Source organism: Moorella naiadis (nom. illeg.) (genome assembly GCF_051020825.1).
Lineage (GTDB): Bacteria > Bacillota > DSM-521 > Neomoorellales > Neomoorellaceae > Neomoorella > Neomoorella naiadis.
In genome coordinates, this window is the sequence record NZ_JAXGFQ010000001.1 from 226,338 (window position 1) to 245,211 (window position 18,874).

22 protein-coding genes are annotated in these 18,874 nt (G+C 61.7%); 1 reads left to right on the forward strand and 21 read right to left on the reverse strand.

The features are described from left to right. Window positions 1-18: 18 nt before the first annotated feature. The 6 genes from fliY to SDD30_RS01160 form a co-directional block, all read right to left on the reverse strand. The gene (gene fliY, locus SDD30_RS01135; protein WP_434073082.1) at window positions 19-1,293 is read right to left on the reverse strand and encodes a flagellar motor switch phosphatase FliY; all 1,275 of its coding nucleotides are present in this window, start codon (window positions 1,291-1,293) and stop codon (window positions 19-21) included. After that, window positions 1,294-2,265 (reverse strand): flagellar motor switch protein FliM, encoded by a 972-nt coding sequence (fliM, locus tag SDD30_RS01140; RefSeq protein ID WP_434073083.1) that lies wholly within the window; start codon window positions 2,263-2,265, stop codon window positions 1,294-1,296. It lies immediately after the preceding gene. 15 nt (window positions 2,266-2,280) lie between these two features. Next, on the reverse strand, window positions 2,281-2,643 hold the full coding sequence (locus tag SDD30_RS01145) for a response regulator (protein WP_109206653.1): 363 nt from the start codon (window positions 2,641-2,643) through the stop codon (window positions 2,281-2,283). Between the two features lie 22 nt (window positions 2,644-2,665). Then, on the reverse strand, window positions 2,666-3,286 hold the full coding sequence (locus SDD30_RS01150) for a chemotaxis protein CheC (RefSeq protein ID WP_434073084.1): 621 nt from the start codon (window positions 3,284-3,286) through the stop codon (window positions 2,666-2,668). Window positions 3,287-3,308: 22 nt separating this feature from the next. Beyond that, window positions 3,309-4,079: a CheR family methyltransferase gene (locus SDD30_RS01155; protein ID WP_434073085.1), complete on the reverse strand. Its 771-nt coding sequence runs from the start codon at window positions 4,077-4,079 to the stop codon at window positions 3,309-3,311. 143 nt (window positions 4,080-4,222) lie between these two features. Continuing rightward, window positions 4,223-4,726, reverse strand: a complete 504-nt coding sequence (locus SDD30_RS01160; protein ID WP_434073086.1) for a chemotaxis protein CheD — start codon at window positions 4,724-4,726, stop codon at window positions 4,223-4,225. Between the two features lie 189 nt (window positions 4,727-4,915). Between SDD30_RS01160 and SDD30_RS01165 the strand changes: the two genes are divergently transcribed. Beyond that, the gene (locus tag SDD30_RS01165; protein ID WP_434073087.1) at window positions 4,916-5,506 is read left to right on the forward strand and encodes a zinc ribbon domain-containing protein; all 591 of its coding nucleotides are present in this window, start codon (window positions 4,916-4,918) and stop codon (window positions 5,504-5,506) included. A 375-nt stretch (window positions 5,507-5,881) separates the two neighbouring features. Here SDD30_RS01165 and SDD30_RS01170 read toward each other — a convergent pair whose 3' ends face one another. The 15 genes from SDD30_RS01170 to fliN form a co-directional block, all read right to left on the reverse strand. Further along, the gene (locus SDD30_RS01170) at window positions 5,882-6,721 is read right to left on the reverse strand and encodes a flagellar hook-basal body protein (RefSeq protein ID WP_434073088.1); all 840 of its coding nucleotides are present in this window, start codon (window positions 6,719-6,721) and stop codon (window positions 5,882-5,884) included. Between the two features lie 38 nt (window positions 6,722-6,759). Beyond that, on the reverse strand, window positions 6,760-7,584 hold the full coding sequence (gene flgF / locus SDD30_RS01175; protein ID WP_434073089.1) for a flagellar basal-body rod protein FlgF: 825 nt from the start codon (window positions 7,582-7,584) through the stop codon (window positions 6,760-6,762). Window positions 7,585-7,625: 41 nt separating this feature from the next. Continuing rightward, the gene (locus tag SDD30_RS01180; RefSeq protein ID WP_434073090.1) at window positions 7,626-8,165 is read right to left on the reverse strand and encodes a hypothetical protein; all 540 of its coding nucleotides are present in this window, start codon (window positions 8,163-8,165) and stop codon (window positions 7,626-7,628) included. A gap of 32 nt (window positions 8,166-8,197) precedes the next feature. After that, complete coding sequence (locus SDD30_RS01185) at window positions 8,198-8,758, reverse strand: hypothetical protein (protein WP_434073091.1); 561 nt, start codon at window positions 8,756-8,758, stop codon at window positions 8,198-8,200. Window positions 8,759-8,763: 5 nt separating this feature from the next. Continuing rightward, entirely contained in the window at window positions 8,764-9,531 is a 768-nt protein-coding gene (locus SDD30_RS01190) for a FliA/WhiG family RNA polymerase sigma factor (protein WP_434073092.1), read from the reverse strand. 5 nt (window positions 9,532-9,536) lie between these two features. Beyond that, complete coding sequence (locus SDD30_RS01195) at window positions 9,537-10,196, reverse strand: flagellar brake protein (protein ID WP_434073093.1); 660 nt, start codon at window positions 10,194-10,196, stop codon at window positions 9,537-9,539. Window positions 10,197-10,356: 160 nt separating this feature from the next. Beyond that, complete coding sequence (locus tag SDD30_RS01200; RefSeq protein WP_434073094.1) at window positions 10,357-11,199, reverse strand: MinD/ParA family protein; 843 nt, start codon at window positions 11,197-11,199, stop codon at window positions 10,357-10,359. Next, window positions 11,174-12,385 carry a flagellar biosynthesis GTPase FlhF gene (flhF, locus tag SDD30_RS01205; protein ID WP_434073095.1) on the reverse strand — a complete coding sequence of 404 codons (1,212 nt, stop codon included), beginning with the start codon at window positions 12,383-12,385 and terminating at the stop codon, window positions 11,174-11,176. Before flhF ends, SDD30_RS01200 begins: the two co-directional genes overlap by 26 nt. Continuing rightward, window positions 12,382-14,451 carry a flagellar biosynthesis protein FlhA gene (gene flhA, locus SDD30_RS01210; RefSeq protein ID WP_434073096.1) on the reverse strand — a complete coding sequence of 690 codons (2,070 nt, stop codon included), beginning with the start codon at window positions 14,449-14,451 and terminating at the stop codon, window positions 12,382-12,384. Before flhA ends, flhF begins: the two co-directional genes overlap by 4 nt. Window positions 14,452-14,745: 294 nt before the next feature. Further along, the gene (flhB, locus tag SDD30_RS01215) at window positions 14,746-15,993 is read right to left on the reverse strand and encodes a flagellar biosynthesis protein FlhB (RefSeq protein ID WP_434073097.1); all 1,248 of its coding nucleotides are present in this window, start codon (window positions 15,991-15,993) and stop codon (window positions 14,746-14,748) included. Further along, a complete protein-coding gene (gene fliR, locus SDD30_RS01220) occupies window positions 15,993-16,760 on the reverse strand; it encodes a flagellar biosynthetic protein FliR (RefSeq protein ID WP_434073098.1) in 768 nt (255 codons plus the stop codon). Before fliR ends, flhB begins: the two co-directional genes overlap by 1 nt. Window positions 16,761-16,853: 93 nt before the next feature. Then, entirely contained in the window at window positions 16,854-17,123 is a 270-nt protein-coding gene (gene fliQ, locus SDD30_RS01225; protein ID WP_109206668.1) for a flagellar biosynthesis protein FliQ, read from the reverse strand. A 16-nt stretch (window positions 17,124-17,139) separates the two neighbouring features. Continuing rightward, complete coding sequence (fliP, locus tag SDD30_RS01230; RefSeq protein WP_434073129.1) at window positions 17,140-17,850, reverse strand: flagellar type III secretion system pore protein FliP; 711 nt, start codon at window positions 17,848-17,850, stop codon at window positions 17,140-17,142. Window positions 17,851-18,076: 226 nt separating this feature from the next. Beyond that, window positions 18,077-18,484, reverse strand: a complete 408-nt coding sequence (locus tag SDD30_RS01235) for a flagellar biosynthetic protein FliO (RefSeq protein ID WP_434073099.1) — start codon at window positions 18,482-18,484, stop codon at window positions 18,077-18,079. Beyond that, window positions 18,474-18,860, reverse strand: coding sequence for a flagellar motor switch protein FliN (gene fliN, locus SDD30_RS01240; RefSeq protein ID WP_434073100.1), 387 nt, complete (start codon window positions 18,858-18,860; stop codon window positions 18,474-18,476). The genes SDD30_RS01235 and fliN overlap by 11 nt, the downstream gene beginning before the upstream one ends. Between the last annotated feature and the right edge of the window lie 14 nt (window positions 18,861-18,874).

An 18,874-nucleotide genomic window follows, 5' to 3' on the forward strand; every position in this document is an offset into this window, starting at 1 on the left:
AGTCTCACCGGCGGCTGCTTATTGGCGCAGGTGATGGATGCGCTCCTGGGGCTCCATAATATGGGTGATACGCACGCCAAAATTTTCGTTGACAATGACTACTTCTCCCTGGGCAATAGGGGTACCGTTGATGGTGATCTGTACCGGTTCTTCCACCAGGCGGTCCAGCTCGACAATGGCCCCCGGGGCCAGGCTCAAGATATCCTGAATGCGCTTCAGGGCAGTACCCAGGATAACTTCAATGTCCAGGGGTACATCCAGGATCAGATCAATATTACGGGGCGCAACGCCGTAGACCTGCCCCTGGCGGGCTCCGCCGACCGCGCTCCCGTTTTTATCGGAACCAAGGCTGCCTCCGGAAGGTGCCGTCAGGCCGGCTGGCGACGCCGGCGTCTGGTGGCCGCTAACCGGTGGGACCGGACTGGCCGGGGCACCCGCCGGTGGCACCTGGCCGGCGGCATATGCAGCACCGCCCGGGGCTCCCTGGAAACCAGGCCCAATCCCGCCCGCCGGGGTTGTTCCAGCGGCTGTACCGCCCACCGCCTGGGCCGGGGCCACCGCCCCGATCGCCGCGGCTTCCTCGGCTGCAGCCGGCGCCGCGGCCTCGCCGTTCATGAGCATATCGACTTCAGCCCGGGCCACCTCGACCGGCATTACCTGCATGATTTGACTATCAATTAGATCCTCGATTTCCATTCTAAAGTAGACCACGGCAATGGCCTCTTCCGCGGCCCAGGGTGAGGTATAGGTCTCGTTTTGAAAATTAACCGCCGTCAGGTGCGGCGGGGTAATTTTCACGCTGCGCTGAAAAATGGTGGCCATGGAGGTGGCGGCGCTGCCGACCATTTGATTCATGGCCTCGGCCACGGCGCTGCTTTTGATTTCATCCAGTTCCGGAGTTACATCCTGGCCAGTGCCGCCCATCATCAGGTCGGCGATAACAGCCGCATCGCTGACCTTAATGATCAGGAGGTTGGAACCCTGGAGACCGTCGGTGAAGTTCACCTCCACCAGGATGTAGGGAATCTGGAAGGTGGCGAACAGCTCCGCCGGGGTCATGGTCTTGATGGTCGGGGTGGTGATCAACACCCGTTTATTGAGAATCTGGGAGAGGGCTGTAGCCGCGCTGCCCATGGAGATATTGCCGATTTCCCCCAAGGTGTCCTTTTCCAGGTCGCTCAGGGTAGGCACCAGGCCGGCCCCAGCAGCAGGCTCCGCCGCGGCGGCCCCGCCTTTTCCCCCCTTACCATTCAACAGGGCGTCTATCTCTTCCTGGGATAAAAAATCCGCCACTTATACCACCTCCGTTACCTGGACGGCAATTTTTTTATTCACAGTCCCCGGCTGCACCTGGAACTTATGATGCCCGTCGACATAGAGCTCCAGATCCTCGCCTACTGTCTTTTCCAGGGTAATAACGTCCCCCACCTGGAGCTGGATAAAATCCCGCACCGGCAGGCGGGCCCGGCCGATGTAAGCGATGAGTTCCACCGGCACCCCGGCCAGGATCTGCTCCACCACCGCCCGGTAATCGGGCCGGGCCTCCCCCTCGACGCCGGCGGCGAACCAGTGGCTGGCCGACAGGCGAGAGATAACAGGCTCCAGGAGCATATAAGGCAGGCAGAGGTTCAAGAGACCCTCGTACTGTCCCACCGTTGTACCCAGGGTAATCACAGCCACAGTTTCATTGGGGGAGATAGCCTGGGTAAACTGGGGGTTGGTCTCCATATTCTCCAGTTTGGGCGTAATACCCTGGATATCCGACCAGGAATAGGACAGCTGCTCCAGGATGCGGCTGTTCAACCGCCGCAGGACGTGGAGCTCGATCTCCGTCAGTTCCCGGTTTTGGGACACCATCTCCCCCCGGCCGCCGAAGAGCAGGTCAATAATGGGGAAAATGAAACTCATGTTGGTCTCCAGGACGGCCGAACCCTTCAGGGGCTCGATAGTAAAGATATTCATCAAGGTCGGTGTCGGCAGGGAGAGGATAAAATCCTCATAGGTCATCTGCTCTACCGAGACGATCTTCACCTGGATATTGGCCCGTAAGTAGGCCGACAGGAAGTTAGCCACCAGGCGCCCGTAATTCTCGTGGATCATGTACAGGGTCCGCAGGTGTTCCTTGGAAAACTTGTTGGGCCGGCGGAAATCGTACTTCTTGGCCTTGGGAGAGGCCTCATCCTTGATAGTCTCGGTCTGGACCTCGCCGCTGGTCATGGCCTGGAGCAGGGCGTCAATTTCCGCCTGGGACAGGACGTCGGCCATAACAGTTCCCCCGTCCTAGGCCAGGGCCTTTTCCAGGGACTGGAGAACCCGGTCCTGCTGGAAGGGCTTGACAATAAAATCCCGGGCGCCGGCCTGGATAGCTTCCATGACCATCAACTGCTGGCCCATGGCGCTGCACATGATTATCCGCGCCTGGGGGTCGATTTGCTTGATGGCCTTGACGGCGGCAATGCCGTCCATCTCCGGCATGGTGATATCCATGGTTACCACGTCCGGCCGGAGTTCCTGGTACAGGGCCACGGCCTTCTGCCCGTTTTCCGCTTCGCCGGCTATTTCATAACCGTTTTTCAGCAGGATGTCCTTGATCATCATCCGCATGAAGGCCGCATCGTCGACAACTAATACGCGCTTGCCCATAAATCTTGGCGTCCCCCCATTTTCAATCTAACTGGAGCCCCAGGGATTGCAGGATTTGACCCAGGGCCCGGTCTTCGGGAATCAGGAAAAAGTGCCCGTCAATGGTGATCTCCTCGCCGTAAAATCTGGTCTCGATCACCAGGGCCCGGTCGGAGAAGTAGCCTCCTTCCAGGAAGGCGGAACTCAGGACTGCGCCCAGCATATCAAAGGCAAAGGCCGGGACTGTCGGCTTAAAATTGAGATGGGTGAAATCGGCAAAGGCGTTTAAAAAGGAACCGGTCAGGATGTTGCTGACCTCCGTCAGGACGGAACTCCCCATTTCATCCAGGGCCGTCGTCGCTCCCCGGGGCTGGCCCAGGAGCAGGTCCACCAGCAGGTAAGCGCTGGCTTTACTGAGGAGGAAAAGGATCTTGCTCGGAGCCGGGCCGGTAACGGTAAACTCCACACAGGCCACCGGGTCTTCCTCGTTGCCCACCAGGCCGGCTATATCCTTCAAGGGTAGAACCCCGGCCCGGGGCACAGTCATCTGGATGCGGTTGTTCAGGAGCCCGGCCAGGGAAGTAGCGGCATTACCGGCGCCGATATTGCCGATCTCCCTCAGAGCGTCCAGGTGCAGGGCGTTGAGCTTATCCCAGGTATCCATTACTCCTTCCTCCCAGAACCATCTATATGGGGCGGCGGTAGAACCAGGGGGCGATCTTTTCGAACCCCAGTTCCCGGTATTGGAACAGGCTTTCCGTAGCGCCGATGAAGAGCACGCCTCCCGGCGCCAGGGCCTGGTAAAAACGCCGGTAGAGCTCGTTCTGGGTGGCAGCGGTAAAGTAGATGACCACGTTGCGGCAAATAAGCAAATGGTAGTCGCTGCCGTAGGGGTCTTTTAAGAGATCCAGCTGGCGGAAATTGACCATATTCCGGACCTGCTCCCGGAGACGCAGGCCCTCTCCTTCCCGCTGGAAATAGCGGGCCACGCGTTCGGGCGTGACGGCCTGGACGGAGCGCTCGCTATAAACAGCCCGGCGCGCCGCCGCCAGGGCGCCGGGGTCAATATCCGTGGCTAGGATCTGGTGCCGGCCCCCGGGGGCCAGTTCCGCCAGCAGGATGGCCACCGAGTAGGGTTCGGGCCCGTCGGCGCAGCCGGCGCTCCAGACCTTCAGGTTCTGGAAAGCCGCCAGGAGGGGCGGCAGGATCTCCTTCTCCAGCCGGGCAAAAATCTCCGGATTACGAAAAAACTCGGAAACGTTGATGGTGATTTTATCAATGAAGCGCTGCCATTGCTGGCTATCCCCGGCCAGCAGGTTCAGGTAAGCAGCGTAATCGGGCACCTGCAGCACAGCCATCAGGCTGTCAATGCGCCGCTTCAGTTGGGGCTCTTTATAGCCGTCCAGGTACAAGCCGAAGCGCCGGTGCACCGCCTGTTTAAACTCAGCAAAATCCATCTTTTCCTCCGCAAATAGATGTGCGAGGTGGGAGGTGAGAAGTGAGAGGCTGGTGGAACCGGCTACGCCGGTTCCTGATTAAAGCCGGCCTGCACTCTCATGTCTCCTGCGGTGTTGAAGGATGCAGGCTCAGGATCCGGTGGTTATATTACTTTAATGGGACGGCCGATGGTGCGGATGAGGACGTCGCCTTTATCCAGGTCAAAGATCATGGTGCGGCCGTAGTTGCCGCCGGTGTCTTCGGCCACCAGGGGGATGGCCAGATCGGCCAGAGTTTTACGCACCATGGCGGCGTTACGCTGGCCGATATTGAGCAGGGAAAGGTGCCGGTCCCCGGAAGTAAACATCTGGGCGCCGCCGGCAATCTTGGCCACCAACCTGCCCGGCCGGGCGCCCTGCCGCCCCAGGGACGCCACCAGGTCGGGGATGGCCAGGTCGGCAAACTTGGCCCGGTTGCTGCGGTCCTGGAACTGGCTGCTGTCCGGCAGCATAATGTGGGCCAGCCCCCCCAGGCGGTTCCGAGAATCATAGAGGGCGATGCCTACGCAGGAGCCCAGGCCCAGGGTGACCAGGCGCCCCGGAGCCCCCAGGACTTGCCATTCGGCTATACCTACTTTAACCTCTTGTGGTTTGATTAAAGCCTCCAAGGCCTTTCCTCTCTCGCGCTTGCTAAGTTTTGCCTCAACCTGTCATATTTTAACACCCTTCGGGTCATAATACAATATAGTTCCTGACCGGCTCATAATTCTCGCTGGATTTCCTGGAAGGCAATCGCCTTCAGTATTTTGGTGTCTTACAGGCGGTGTAGTAGGACCGCCATGACAGGAGGTGGGGTAATGATTTACTGTTCCCGGTGCGGCCAACCCCTGCCGGCCGGATGGCGCTTCTGCCCTTACTGCAATCTCGATTATACCGACCCTGCTTTTAAGGCCCGGCCGCGGCGGGAGGCTGCCTTTTGGCTTTTCCTGGGCAACTTTTCCCGGGAACGCCAGCGGCTCCAGCTGGCCAGCCTCTTCTACAGGACGGCCCTGGCCGCCGACCCGGACAACTGGGAAGCCCGCTTCAACCTGGGCTGCCAGGCCTGGCAGGAGGGCCGGGTGGATAAAGCCCTCTCCTGGTGGGAAACCAGCCTGCAGGCCAACCCGGAGAATTACCTGGCCCACTTCAACCTGGGTACCTATTTTCTCTATAACCGCAACCTCAGCGCCGCCCGCTACCACCTGGCCCGGGTGCGCCGCCTCAAACCCGATTATCTGCCGGCCCGCATCAACCTGGGCACAACTTATCTGCTGTTGGGCCTGGCGGAGGCGGCCCGGCGGGAGTATACCTACGTCCTTGAGCGCGACCCTGTCCAGCCCGGCGCCCGCCGCGGCCTGGCCCTCATTGATAAGGTTTCCCTTCCTAAAACCGGAAAGCGGCTGTTATAGCCGGCCATCAACCTCCTTTAGCGCCTATCCTGAAAATAGCGTTCTTGCGAAGCAGTATGCTACTGTACTGGGGGTGGGGCAGGTCCCCTCCAGGCGCTGGTTGCGCCCTTATACTTGAACGAGCTCCGCAGGCCTCGGGCGCGGCCAAACTCGGCCCTTCGGGCCTCGGACAGGTGGCCGCGCTGTTTCCTCGGCCTGCTCCGCTCTTTGAACTAAGGCTGCAAATGCGCCCTCCGGGAACCTGCCCCACCCCTCACCCTCACCCAATATTACAATTTTCATCCTTCTGCTGGTGTCGCCGCGGCGGAATGGGCGTCTAGCTTGACGAGCATGGTCAGGGTATGGCTAAATGGCTATATTGTAGACCATCATCCCTTAACGCCGCAGGTTATTAGCCAGGCCCCACATCTCGTCGGCCACCCGGACAGTGCGGGAGTTTAACTCGTAGGCCCGCTGGGCGACGATCATTTTCGTCATGGTCACCGCCAGGTCGACGTTGGCGGCTTCCAGGTAGCCGGAACACAGGGTTCCTAGGGGTCCGGTAGTGCCAGCGGCTACAGGGGCACCTGGAATAGGGACCCCCGGCGCGCCAGGCATTCCATAAAACACCTGGCCACTGGCGGCCGTCTCCCGAAAAAGGTTGTCGCCCACGGCTTCCAGGCCGTTCGGGTTGGCGACAGTGCAGAGGTAGATATTGCCAAGGTCCTGGCTCGCGCCATTAATTACGCCGGTGATGGTGCCGTCCGGGGTAATGGCGATTTTTTCCGCCTCCGGCGGCAGGTTTAAGGGATTGCCATCACTGCCGCGAAGGTAGTAGCCGCTGGCATTAACCATGTTGCCGGAAGCATCGCGGTGAAAATTACCATCCCGAGTAAGATATCTATTTCCTGCCTGGTCGATCACAGTGAAAAAACCCTCCCCCTGGATCGCCAGGTTTAACGGATCGCCGGTCTGCGCCAGGGTCCCCTGGCTGAAATCCTTAACAATACCGGCTACCCTCACCCCTGCCCCCAGGGCCGGCGGTTGTGCCGGGGCCTGGGGGTGGTCCACCGGCATACCCCTTTCGGCAACGGGCCGGTAAACCAGGTCGGCGAAATTAACCCGGGCCTGTTTGTAGCCGTTGGTATTGACGTTGGCGATGTCGTTGGCCAGGCTGTCTACCTGGACCTGCTGGGCCCGCATACCGCCGGCCCCCCGCCAGAGAGCAGTAAGCACTTTACATCCCCCCGAAAATGGACTTCTGCTAAAAATGGTTACCGCAGGCTGCCTACCTCGTTGACACTCTTGCCTAGGGTCTGGTCCTCGGTCTGGATGACCTTCTGATTGGCCTCGTAACTCCTCAGGACGGAGAGCATATCGACTATTTCCCGGGCGGGATCAATATTGGCCTGCTCCAGCCAGCCTTGCTTAACCTGGACATTGGCGGCCGGCAGGGGCTGAACCCCCGCCGGGGCGGTGAAGAGGTTGTCCCCCTGGCGCTGGAGGAGGGGCAGAGCGGCGTTGGCGAAGGTGGTAATCTGCAGGGAATCCAACGGGTATTCCTGTTGCCTTCCCTGCTGGTTGGGCAGGTGCATAATTATCTGGCCGTTGCTATCAACCTTAAAATGGGGATCAAGCATTAACTCATTGGTATATTGGTCCCGGAAAGTGATGTCGCCATTTTGGCCCTGGACGGGGTAGCCCTCGGCGGTGACCAGCACGCCGTTGGCGTCGAGGTGGAAGTTACCGCTACGGGTATAGGCCAGGCCGGCCGGGGTCCGCACGGTGAAAAAGGCCGGTGTTACCCCAACCCCGGGCTGCACCAGGGCCAGGTCGGTGGCCGCGCCGGTTTCCGTCAGGGCACCGGGGGTAAAGTTGGTGTGGATTTTGTCCAGCATCACGCCGGGGCTGAAGGGGCCAATGGGCGCGGCTTGATTAGCAGCCATCCGTTGCAGGAGCATTTCGGGAAAGGACCGGATTGTAGCTGTCTCGCCCTTGAAACCGGGGGTAGTAGCGTTGGCCAGGTTGTTGCTGATGACGTCCTGGCGCATCTCCTGGACCAACATGCCTGTGGATGCCAGGTATAAACCCCTGAGCATGCAAACACCATCCTTTTCCTCCGAAAATTAATTCTGCCGAGTTAGCTGGTCAAACGCTTGATTATCTCCTGAACGTCCCCGGGGGGGAGGTAATAGGAGCCGGCCTTTATTTTGCCTCCCAGGCCCTCCCGGTGGACCTCGGCCTCAAAGGTCGCCGCGCTGATGACCCCTTTAGCCTCCAGGGCGGCGGCGATATCCTCCAGGCCGACCCCCGCGGGGATAGTAACGAGGATTTCCCCTGCCGGCCCGGTGGCCGCTTTGGCGGCGGAACTACCCGCTGCTGATCCTGTATGCGCCGGTGTGGCCGCAGCTGTAGCCGCAGTCGCCCCCTGGTCCGGAGGCGTGTTGCCCTGGCCGGGATTGGCTCCTGGTTGCTGCGGCGGTCCGGCCGGTGCAGTCCCAGGCGTTCCTGCCTGGGATTGGCCTCCTTCCTTCCCGGGTGGCTGTACCAGGGGGACGACTTCCTCCCGGAAGACCATGCCGTATTCCCGGGCCCGGGCGATAATCTCCTCCCTGGTAGGACCGGGATGCCAGGCCAGGAATACCAGTCCTGCCAGGAAAAACCCTACCCCCAGGCCCACACCCAGGAGGGCCAGGGGGCCGTTCCTGAGCTTCAGCGGTGCAAATTGAGGATTAATGCGATCTCACCCTTTCCCCGGCCGAAACGCCGGGCCAGGCTCTCAATGCTCTCGCCCCGGGCGTGGGCCTGGCGGATGGCCGCCATGATGCCGGGTAATTCTTGAGCTGCGCTAGGTTCATCCTTTCCTACCTTGTCTCCCGGCGGCTCGCCGGCAGAAGCCGCCACTTTCACCCCTGGCGCCTGCCTCTCCGGATTACTGACCAGGGCGGCATTCAGGTAGGCCCGGAAGGTCTTTCCCACCGGCCCTGCATCTACCCCTGATTCTTGGCGCGACGCTGCTTCCGGCAGAGCCGGAAAAGGCGCCGGCTCTTCATCTGCGCCGGCCAGGCGGGCCGTCAGGGCGGCCACCGTCTCCTGGAGTTCCGCCAGGCGTTCCTCTAATTCCCGGACCCCCTCCCTATCCGGTTCTGCCGGCGGGACAGCGGGCAGGGACGCGTCTGCCTGTATCTCCATATCTAGCCGCAGCTGGTGCAGGGCCGGCCGAATAAAAACGAGGATTAACAAAGCACCCAAGATCAAAAAGAGATAAGCCACGGCCATCACCCGTCAATGACAAAATCAGCCAGTTGCCGGCGCAGGTTTAAAACCGCCCGGCCGTGGAGCTGGCAGACCCGGGACTCGGATATGCCCAGGATTTTACCGATCTCCTTCAGGGTTAAACCTTCATAATAATAGAGAGTCAGGACCAGCCGGTCCTTTTCTTTCAAATTTTCCAGGGCCACCGTCAGAGCTCGATGCAGTTCTCCCTGCTCGTAGATCCCCACCGGATCGGGACTGTCGGGGTCGGCCAGGAGTTCCCCGCGGGTGGTTCCCTCTTCCCCTTCCTGATCCAGGAGAAAGTCTTCCAGGGAGAGGAGGGCCATCTGGGAGCCCCGCTCCATGAGTTCCCGCAACTCCTCTTCCGGGATCCCCAGGGCCGCGGCCACCGCCCCGTCGGCAACCTCGCCCCCTTGCTCCTGCTCCAGCCGACGATATACCTTGCTCGCCTGGCGCAGTTTCTCCACCAGGGTCCGGGGTGCCCAGTGGGCGCGGCGCAGGGCGTCAATGATGGCCCCGCGGATGCGTTGGGAGGCGAAGGTTTCAAAGTTTACGCCTCGGGAAGGGTCGTAACGGTCAATGGCCTCCAGCAAGCCGACGATGCCGTAGCCCACCAGGTCTTCCTGGTCCAAGTGCCGGGGCGGCTTGACGGCCAGCCGGTTGACATGGTACTTCACCAGGGGCAGGTACTTCAAAACCATCTCTTGACGCCGGGGGCTATCCCGGCCGGCCAGGTAGGAATTCCACAGGGCGCTATCCTTGACAGCCATGGGCTTTAACTCCTTTGGCGCCTTTCCTCCAGCAGCCGCTGGAAGACAAAGGCCACAATCTCGTCTTCCGTCCTTTCACTCAGGCCCTCAAAGGCCACCCCCACTTCATAACGGCGTAAGCCGTCAATATCCCTGGGGGCTACCCGTTTTACCCGCGCCGCCAGGTGCAGGGGCAGGTGACGGCGGCGACCAGGTAAATGCAGTTCTATGTAAAGCAAATCCCCTACCCGCACTTCATCCCTGAGGATCACCCCGGCACCGCCGCCGCTGAGATCCAGGGTTATCCCCCGCTTATGGGGGCGGGGCGGTCGCCGGGGCCAGTCCGTCTCCGGCCAGGGGGCGTAACGGAACTCCAGGGCCGCCCGGGTGCGGACGTGGGTTCGCACCTGGATGCGCTGGTATTCTTCCGGGTAAGCCAGGCGATAAAGGGGTGGCGGCCCGGGGTCATAGCCCAGTACCCGGGTAGTAAATTCATAGCGGGCGTCTTCCCGGTTATAAACTGCCTCGACCAACTCCCCCCGCCCCAGGATAATCTCTTCGCTGCCCGGAGCCAGGATGGCGAAGCTGTCCGTACCTGTATCCTGAATCAGGGTGCGGAGGCCTTTTTTCGCCCCGCTGCTGATGATAATGGGTGTGTTATTATTGATAAACTGCGTCCCCGCCATGCTGCCATCCCTCCCCGGCTGGAAACAGTGTTCACGGTTCACGCCACCTCGCTGCAGCTTCGTGCAATTATCTTACGTCTCGCACCAGGTCGCTTTGGGTCTGTAACCTCCAGCCCCTTTTTACCCTGCCTTTTCCCCTGCGCCGGAATGAGTTTTTCCTCTATCGTCCCAGGAGCCGGCCCAGGCGTTGCCAGAACCCCCCCATGCTGGCCGGCGGCTCCCCTGCTCCGGTCATACCGGCGGCAGCCGCCTCCAGGGCCCGGGTAGCCGGGCACCGGGGGTAGAGCTCACTAAAGGGCTGCTGGCTACGTACCGCCTCGCCGACATGGCGATCTTCGGGGATAATCCCCAGGAGGGGCAGTTCCAGCTGTAAAAAGCGGCGGCAGGTCTCCTGCAAGCGCCCGGCGGCCTGCTGACCCTCGCCGGGTGTGGCGGCCCGGTTCACCAGCAGGCGGGGCTTGACTCCCAAGCGGTGCAGGGCTTTGAGCAAACCATAAGCGTCGGTAATCGAGGTCGGCTCCGGCGTAGCCACGACGATGGTCTCGCCGGCCGCAGCCGCAAAGGCCAGAACTGTCCGGGAAATGCCTGCCCCGGAGTCTACCAGGAGCACATCCACTTCCTGGGCCAGGGCGTCCAGGTCGGCGATCAGGCGGTCCCTGGCGGCGGCATCGAGGTCGGCCAGCTCCTGGATACCCGTGGCTCCCGGCACCAGGAGGAGCCCCTGGGGACCCTGGACTACCACCTCCGCCAGATCCCGTTGCCCGGCAATGACCTCGGTAATGGTGTGGTGGGGTAGCAAACCTAGCAGGATGTCCAGGTTGGCCAGACCCAGGTCGGCGTCGAAAAGGAGGGTCCGCCGGCCCTGGCGGGCCAGGATCAACCCCAGGTTGACGGTGATGTTGGTCTTGCCCACGCCGCCCTTACCGCTGGCTATAGTAATCACCCGCGCTCGTTCTTCCTGCCGGCGAATTACCAGTTTACGCAACCTGGCCGCCTGATCCATTCCTGGCCACCGCTTTCCATATCCGCTCGGCCAGGTAGTGAGGGTCGGCTACTTCCAGGTCGTCGGGAACGTCCTGGCCGGTAGTGATATAGGCCAGGGGCACCCCCGCCGCCGCCGTAACTGTAACCACTACCCCCGGGCAGCTGGTTTCATCGAGTTTCGTGAAGATCAGATGGTTATAATGCAAAGGGCGGAACCTTTCCACTGCCTGCAGGAGGTCCTGGCGCCTGGTGGCGCTGCTTAAGACCAGATAAACGTCACCCCCGGGCATAGCCTCCAGGAAACCCCGGGTTTCCGCCAGCATGGCCTTATTCTCCGGCGCCCGGCCAGCGGTATCCACCAGGATTATATCCCGGTCCCCCAGGCGTTCCAAGGCCTCCCGAAACTCCCGCGGGGTCATGGCTACCTCCAGGGGCAGGCCCATAATCTCCGCGTAGGTCCGCAGCTGGTCCACCGCGCCGATGCGGTAGGTGTCCAGCGTGATGAGGCCGACCTTCTGCTCCTGGTAAATACTGTAGCGGGCGGCCACCTTGGCCAGGGTGGTCGTTTTGCCTACCCCGGTAGGACCGATAAAGGCCTGCACCCGCTGCCGGGATGCCACCGCTACCTGTCCGGCCAGCCGTTCCGCCAGGCGGTTGCGGACTACTCCACCGACCACCTCCGAACCGGCCGTGGCCTCCAGGCCGGCCGTCAGCTCGACGACCAGGTCCGCCGCGAGTTCCTGATCCTGCAGCGCCTGCTGCCAGGGGGAAGTGGCGCTACCCTCCGGCCGGGCCAGGCGCGCCAGGGCTGTTTTTATGTCCGCCAGTTCGCGGCGCAAGCCGTCCAAGGCCGGGAAGCCACCTCGCCCCAAGTCCGCTGCAGGTGGGACAGCCGGCGCCCCGCCGGGCAGACCGGCCGAGGCTGCTGTAGCCGTAGCTGCCGCCATGCCGGCCGCGCCCGCCGGGGCTGTCGCCGCCCCTGCCCCCGGGTAGGTCACCGCGCCATTTATCTTCTTCCCGCCCTGGCCACCGGCTGCCGTATCCAGGGCGGCCGTCACCTCCAGGCGGGGGGGCTGGAAAAAGCCCCACAGCCCCGGCCGGCGCACCTGGCGGGTAGCCACGATGACCGCCTCCGGCCCCAGGTCCCGCCTGATGGCCAGGTAGGCTTCCTGCATATCCCGGGCGAGATAACGCTTAATCTTCACGCTACATTCACCGCCTCCACAGCCTCTACTTCCAAACCGGGCTCCAGCTCGTTATAGGCAAGTATGGGCAAGTGGGGAAAGGATCGCTGCAGTAACCGCCGTAAAGGCAACCGCACCCGGGCGGAACAGAGGAGCACCGGCTGGCCCCCGCCCAGGGTGGCCTTCTCGACGGCCTGACCCAGCTGGCCCAGGAGACCCCGGACCTCCTCCGGGGCCAGGGCCGGGAAACTGCCCTGGGAGGTCGGTTGAATGGCTTCGCTGATCTTCTGCTCTAGCTGGGGGTGCAGGGTTAGAGCTACTAATTTCCCCTCCCGGGCATACTGGCGGCTGATGGTGCGCTTCAAGGCCTGGCGGGCGGCGCCCACCAGAAAATCCAGGTCCCGGCTACTGCGGGCAGCATCAGCCAGGGCCTCCAGGATGGTCACCAGGTCGCGGATGGGCACCTGCTCCTGTAGGAGACCGGCTAGAACCTTCTGCACCTCGCCGACGGTCAGCAAATCGGGCACCAGTTCCTCCACCACCGCCGGGGTATTCTCCTTGACCTTGTCCAGCAGCTCCCGGGTCTCCTGGCGACCGATAAGTTCGGCGGCATGGGTTTTAATAAATTCCGTCAGGTGGGTCACCAGGACGGTGGCAGCATCAACGACAGTAAAGCCGGCCACCTCCACCTCCTGCCGCCGGGCCTCCGGCACCCACCAGGCCGGCAGGCCAAAGGTGGGTTCTCGGGTGGGAATCCCCCCGGGGGGGCCCTCGTTGCCGGCCGGGTTCATGGCTAGCAGGTGACCGGGCCGGATCTCGCCCTGGGCCGCCTCAACCCCATGGATTTTGAAGATGTACCCCTCGGGCGGCAGCTGCAGGTTATCCCGGATGCGGATGGGCCGGACATAAATGCCCATCTCAGTAGCGCTCTGGCGCCGGACGGCAGCCAGGCGGTCGAGGAGGTCGCCACCCTGGCTTTCATCGGCCAGGGGGATCAGGCCGTAACCAATCTCCACCTCCAGGGGATCAACCTGAAAGAGGTTGAGGACATTCTCCGGCTGGCGCTGCTGCTGCCTGGTGGCGGCCATTTCCTGCTGGTGCAGCTGCTGGGCCTTTTCCTCCCGGGCCAGGGCATAGGCGGCGTAGCCCACCCCCCCGGCCATGATCAGGAAAGGGATATGGGGCATCCCCGGCAGGAGGCCCAGCAGAAAGAGAACAGCCGCCACCAGGCCGGCGATGCGGGGGAAGCCCGTCAGCTGGCCGATTACCTCTTTGCCGAAGTTATCCAGGGCCCCGGAGCGGGTCACCAGGATGCCTGTCCCGGTGGAAACCATTAAGGCTGGCAGCTGGGTAACCAGACCGTCGCCGATGGTCAAACGGGTGTAGGTCTGCAGGGCCTGCATCAAGGGCATCTTCAGCTGCCAGACACCAATGGCCAGGCCGCCGACGATATTGATGGCGGTAATGATCAGGCCGGCAATGGCGTCCCCCCGGACGAATTTGCTGGCGCCGTCCATGGCGCCGTAAAAATCGGCCTCCCGCTGCAGCTCCCGGCGCTTCGCCCGGGCCGCTTCTTCCGTCAGCAGGCCGGCATTCAAGTCCGCGTCAATGCTCATCTGCTTGCCGGGCATGGCGTCCAGGGTGAAACGGGCCGCCACCTCGGCCACCCGCTGGGCACCGTTGGTAATGACGATAAACTGGATGATCGTAATAATAAGGAAGATAATGAAGCCAACAATATAGTTGCCCCGGACGACAAAACTGCCAAAGGTCTCGATGACGTGCCCGGCGTCGGCCTGGCTCAAAATGAGCCTGGCGGAGGAAATATTCAGGGACAGGCGGAAGAGGGTCACCACCAGCAGCAAGGAAGGAAAGACGGAAAAGTCCAGGCTCCGGGTGACAAACATGGTGGTCAGGAGGATGACCATGCTGACGCTCAGGCTGACGATGAGCAGGAAGTCCATGACCAGGGTGCTGATCGGGATAATGATCAGCATAATTATCCCCAGGACCAGGGCTGCTACCAGGATGTCATTATAGGGTGTGAGGCGTCTCAAGGCCCCTAACAGGCCACCGGATGACGGCATAAAGCGTTTTTCCTCCACAGTTAGGGTTCTAGCTCTCCAAAAGGTGGTTATTGCGGGAGCTTAATCTGCTGGGGGTGAGGCGGGTTCCCTTCGGGCGCTGGTTGCTCCCTCATACTTGTCCGAGCTTCGCAGGCCTCGGGCGCGGCCAAACTCGGCCCTTCGGGCCTCAAACAGGTGGCCGCGCTGTTTCCTCGGCCTGCTCCGCTCTTTGAACTGAGGCGCAAAGGCGCCCTCCGGGAACCTGCCTCACCCCCCTTCCAATGCCCACATTTTCGTGCTTCGCAGGCCAAGGCGTTAGCCACCCAAGCTCCCCCGCAACTTATAGATCCGGGCCAGGATCTCCGCCACCGCCTGGTAGAGGGCCACCGGGATCTCCTGGTCCAGTTCTACCTGGCGGTAGAGGGCGCGGGCCACCGGCGGGTTCTCCACCACCGGGACGTTATGGCTGCGGGCTACCGCTTTGATGCGCTCGGCGATGCTCCCGGCGCCCTTGGCCACTACCCGGGGCGCCCCTTCCGTCTCCCGGTAGCGCAGGGCTACGGCCACGTGGGTGGGGTTGGTAATGACCACGGTAGCCTGCGGCACAGCGTGCATCATGCGGTGCCGGGCGAACTGGCGCTGCTTCTCCCGCAGCCGGGAACGCACCAGGGGGTCGCCCTCCATCTGCTTCATTTCTTCCTTTATTTCCTGCTTGGTCATGCGCAGGTTACGCTGGAACTCCCGCCGCTGGAAGACGTAATCGGCCGCCGCCAGGACCAGGAAGACGGCCAGGGCCCCCAACCCCACCCGGTAAAGCAACTGCCCCACCAGGTCCAAGGTGGCCGGCAGCCCCATGTCGACCGTCAGCAAGAGCTGGGTGAACCTCCCTTTCACTATCTGCCACACCACCAGGCTGACGATAGTTACCTTGGCCAGGCTCTTGAAAAGCTCCATCAAAGCGCGGCGGGAAAAGAAACGTTGCAGCCCCTTGATAGGGTCCAGGTTATCCAGACGGGGCGTTAGGGGTTCCAGGGAGAAAACAAAACCTGTTTGGGCAAAGTTGGCTGCCAGACCCACCACCGCCGCCAGTACCAGGAGGGGCGTCAGGAGTAGGCCCACCTTTAAGGCCAGCTGGCCGGTTAAAGCCAGGAATGCGCCGTTGTCCAACTGCTGGTGCCAACAGTCCCGGAAGGTGGCGGTGATCAAGTCCGCCATGGTCTGGTAAAAGACCACCCGCCGCCAGTAAAGGAAGACGGTGCTCGCCAGCAGGACCAAAGCCGCGCTCAAGTCATTGCTCCGGGCCACCTGGCCCTTCTGCCGCACTTCCTGGAGGCGGTGGGGCGTGGCCTCTTCGGTCTTCTCCTCGGCAAAGAGCTGCAGGTCAAACAAGAAGTGAGAAGTTAGATGTTGGAGGTTGGAATCGCCGTGGGAACTGGCTATGCCAGTTCCGGATTTAAAGTAGGCCTGATAATCATTTTTATCCTCCACTGGTGCCACACGCGGGGCATGAGAGTCTGCCCCGTCCGGGATGTAGTAAAATGCGAACTGGTTCTGCCTGTCCATCAGTGCGGCCAGCTCCTGATAATGAGGGCCAGGTCGTGTTCCATCTGGCTGAAGAGATTGCTGAAGACCGTAGCCAGCAGGGGCAGGATGGCGATCAGGACCAACAGCCCCAGGCCCACCTTCAAGGGAAACCCCAGGATAAAGACGTTGAGCTGGGGTACCGTCCGGGCCACCAGGCTCAGGGCCAAGTCGGCAATTAGCAGGACGGCGATGACCGGGGCGGCTATCTGCAGGGCCAGGGCAAAGGTGCCGGTAAAGAGCTTGACCACAGCCCAGACCACATCGCCACTGAACTGGACCCCGCCCAGGGGCAGCAGGCGGAAGCTCTCCTGGAGGGCCAGGAGCAGGGTGTGGTGACCGTCCAGCTGGAAGAAAAGGAGCAACCCCAGGATAGCGAAGAATTGGCCCATAATGGTAGTAGTGGTGGCATTCTGGGGATCAAAGAGGCTGGCCATGGCCAGGCCCATATGGATATCTAACAGCTGGCCGGCAATCTGGATGGCGCTGAAGATCAAGTTGGCCAGGTAACCCAGGGCCAGGCCGGCCAGGGATTCGTTTAAAGCGGCCAGGGCGTAGAGCCAGCCGCTACTGAAGGTTGGCTGCCCTGACGGCAGGACCGGCAGCAGCAGGATGGCCACCAGGAAACCCAGGCCGGCCTTCACCAGGGCCGGGACCCCGCGGATGCCGAAAAAGGGCGCCGTCACGAAAAAGGCCGTTGTCCGGACCAGGACCAGGAAAAATACCTCCGCCTGGGTCAAATAGCTCATGAGTTACCTCCGCAGATGGGTTCTACCGAAAATGGTTGTCGCTGGTTAAGCCTATAGCGGGCTAGCGGGTAAAGGCTCCAGGCCCCGCCATCCCTACTTCACCAGGGCGCCCAGGTTGCCGAAGATGTTGGCGGTAAACTGGATCAGGGTGTTGAGCATCCAGGACCCCAGGAGGAGCATCCCCAGGATGACGGCCACAATCTTGGGCACGAAGGTCAGGGTCTGCTCCTGAATCTGGGTGGTCGCCTGGAGGATGCTGATCCCCACGCCGACGATGAGGCTTAATCCCAGGGCCGGTGCCGCCAGCAGCAGGGCCGTGGTCAGGGCCTCCCGGGCCAGGTGAATGACAAACTCCTGGGTCATAGTTCTCCCCCCCGATTTAAAAACTCTCCAGCAGGGACTTGACCACCAGGTACCAGCCGTCTACCAGGACGAAGAGCATGAGCTTGAAGGGCAGGGAGATCATGACCGGCGGTACCATAAACATGCCCATGGCCATGAGGGTGCTGGCGATCACCAGGTCAATAATCAGAAACGGGATATAGATCAAAAAGCCCATCTGAAAGGCTGTTTTCAGCTCGCTGATGATAAAGGCTGGGATCAGGATATGCAGGGGCACGTCGTCCCGGGTGCGGGGCTGGGCCATACCGGACATATGGACGAATAAGGCCAGGTCTTTCTCCCGCGTCTGGCGGTACATGAACTCCCGCACCGGCCTGGTCCCCGCCGCCAGGGCCTGTTCCTGGGTGATTTGCCCGGCCAGGTAGGGGTCGATGGCCTGGGTCTTTACCTGGTTGTAGACCGGTGCCATGATAAAGAAGGTGAGGAACAGGGCCAGGCCAATCAGGATCTGGTTGGGCGGTGTTTGCTGGGTGGCCAGGGCGCTACGGACAAAGGAAAGGACCACAATGATCCTGGTGAAGGAAGTCAGCATCAGGACCAGGGCCGGGGCCAGGGCCAGGACCGTCAGCAGCACCAGGAGCCTGACGGTGTCCACCACCTGGCGCGGGTCCGTGGTCTGGCCCAGGTTCAGGTTCACCTGGGGCAGGGGCACCGGCTGGGCCTGGGCCGGTTTTAACCCCAGCACCATCAAAGCCAGGAAGAGCAGGCAGGCCCCACTTACCCGGATTAGCTGCCACTCTTGGCGATCAGGTGAAAAGCTCCAGCCGCCCCTGGGCTTTACGGTTTTATCGCCTTTCAAGTTAGGGGTACGAACTGGTGCTCCAAGGGAAGATTTCTCCCCTTTATCAAGGGCTGCAAGGGCTGCTGGCTGCGCCTCTGTCCGGATAACCCCACAGCAGACAGGCTCCCTCGCTTTATTTATCATGGCCCTTAAGCCTCTGCCAGCCGCCCTTTAATAAGCGCAGCACCGGTTCTTTTTCGCCAGCCAAAAGGTCTTCTCCCCCCCGGGTGTCCAGGGTTTGGACGGGCAAAACCTTGACGTCGCCGGCCGCTGCCGTCGCTGGGTAATCGGGCAATTCCGCCAGCAAGGCCGGCGGTCCCTCTCCCAGTCCAAGCAGGAAATACCTCTCCCCACAGCGGACGACGGCCAGCCCGGACTTGTTGCTCAACTGCAGGCGTTCAATCAGCCGCAATTCGCCGGACCCTGCCGCCAGCCCCGTGGCCTGACCGAAGCCCAGGCGTACCGTCAAGTAGGCCAGCAGCGCAACCAGGGGCAGGAAGATGGCTACCCGCACCAGGCCCCAGAGGAGATCATGATCCATCCTGACTTTGACCTTCTTCCTCGCCGGCGGCTAGGGTGTTAATCCGGACGCCGAAGGCCTCATTAATCACCACGACCTCGCCCCTGGCCAGGGGGGTGCCGTTAACCAGCAGCTCCACCGGTTCCCCCGCCAGCTTATCCAGGACAATCAAGGAACCCTCCTTCAGGTCCAGGATCTCCTTGACCTTGAGGCGGGTCCGGCCCAGTTCGGCTTTCAAGCGCAAGGGAACATCAGCTATCCGCTTGAAGCTGGCCGGCCCACCGGCCACCGCTCCCGGCTGCAGGGGGGCAAAGCGGGCCTTCTCCACCCGCGGCTGGTCCTCCCCTGCTTCCATAGCCTGCAATAATCTTTGAATCTCCTCGTCCGTTAAGCCCATAAATAATCTCCTTA

Bases quoted from the DNA above. Each gene is read 5' to 3' on its own strand.
- SDD30_RS01145 (WP_109206653.1), bottom strand. From the start codon at position 2,643: ATGGGCAAGCGCGTATTAGTTGTCGACGATGCGGCCTTCATGCGGATG.
- fliM (WP_434073083.1), bottom strand. From the start codon at position 2,265: ATGGCCGACGTCCTGTCCCAGGCGGAAATTGACGCCCTGCTCCAGGCC.
- SDD30_RS01190 (WP_434073092.1), bottom strand. From the start codon at position 9,531: ATGGCTGTCAAGGATAGCGCCCTGTGGAATTCCTACCTGGCCGGCCGG.
- fliR (WP_434073098.1), bottom strand. From the start codon at position 16,760: ATGAGCTATTTGACCCAGGCGGAGGTATTTTTCCTGGTCCTGGTCCGG.
- SDD30_RS01165 (WP_434073087.1), top strand. From the start codon at position 4,916: ATGATTTACTGTTCCCGGTGCGGCCAACCCCTGCCGGCCGGATGGCGC.
- SDD30_RS01195 (WP_434073093.1), bottom strand. From the start codon at position 10,196: ATGGCGGGGACGCAGTTTATCAATAATAACACACCCATTATCATCAGC.
- fliN (WP_434073100.1), bottom strand. From the start codon at position 18,860: ATGGGCTTAACGGACGAGGAGATTCAAAGATTATTGCAGGCTATGGAA.
- fliQ (WP_109206668.1), bottom strand. From the start codon at position 17,123: ATGACCCAGGAGTTTGTCATTCACCTGGCCCGGGAGGCCCTGACCACG.
- flgF (WP_434073089.1), bottom strand. From the start codon at position 7,584: ATGCTCAGGGGTTTATACCTGGCATCCACAGGCATGTTGGTCCAGGAG.
- SDD30_RS01200 (WP_434073094.1), bottom strand. From the start codon at position 11,199: ATGGATCAGGCGGCCAGGTTGCGTAAACTGGTAATTCGCCGGCAGGAA.
- flhA (WP_434073096.1), bottom strand. From the start codon at position 14,451: ATGCCGTCATCCGGTGGCCTGTTAGGGGCCTTGAGACGCCTCACACCC.
- flhB (WP_434073097.1), bottom strand. From the start codon at position 15,993: ATGGACAGGCAGAACCAGTTCGCATTTTACTACATCCCGGACGGGGCA.
- SDD30_RS01235 (WP_434073099.1), bottom strand. From the start codon at position 18,484: ATGGATCATGATCTCCTCTGGGGCCTGGTGCGGGTAGCCATCTTCCTG.
- SDD30_RS01155 (WP_434073085.1), bottom strand. From the start codon at position 4,079: ATGGATTTTGCTGAGTTTAAACAGGCGGTGCACCGGCGCTTCGGCTTG.
- fliP (WP_434073129.1), bottom strand. From the start codon at position 17,850: ATGGTGCTGGGGTTAAAACCGGCCCAGGCCCAGCCGGTGCCCCTGCCC.
- SDD30_RS01150 (WP_434073084.1), bottom strand. From the start codon at position 3,286: ATGGATACCTGGGATAAGCTCAACGCCCTGCACCTGGACGCTCTGAGG.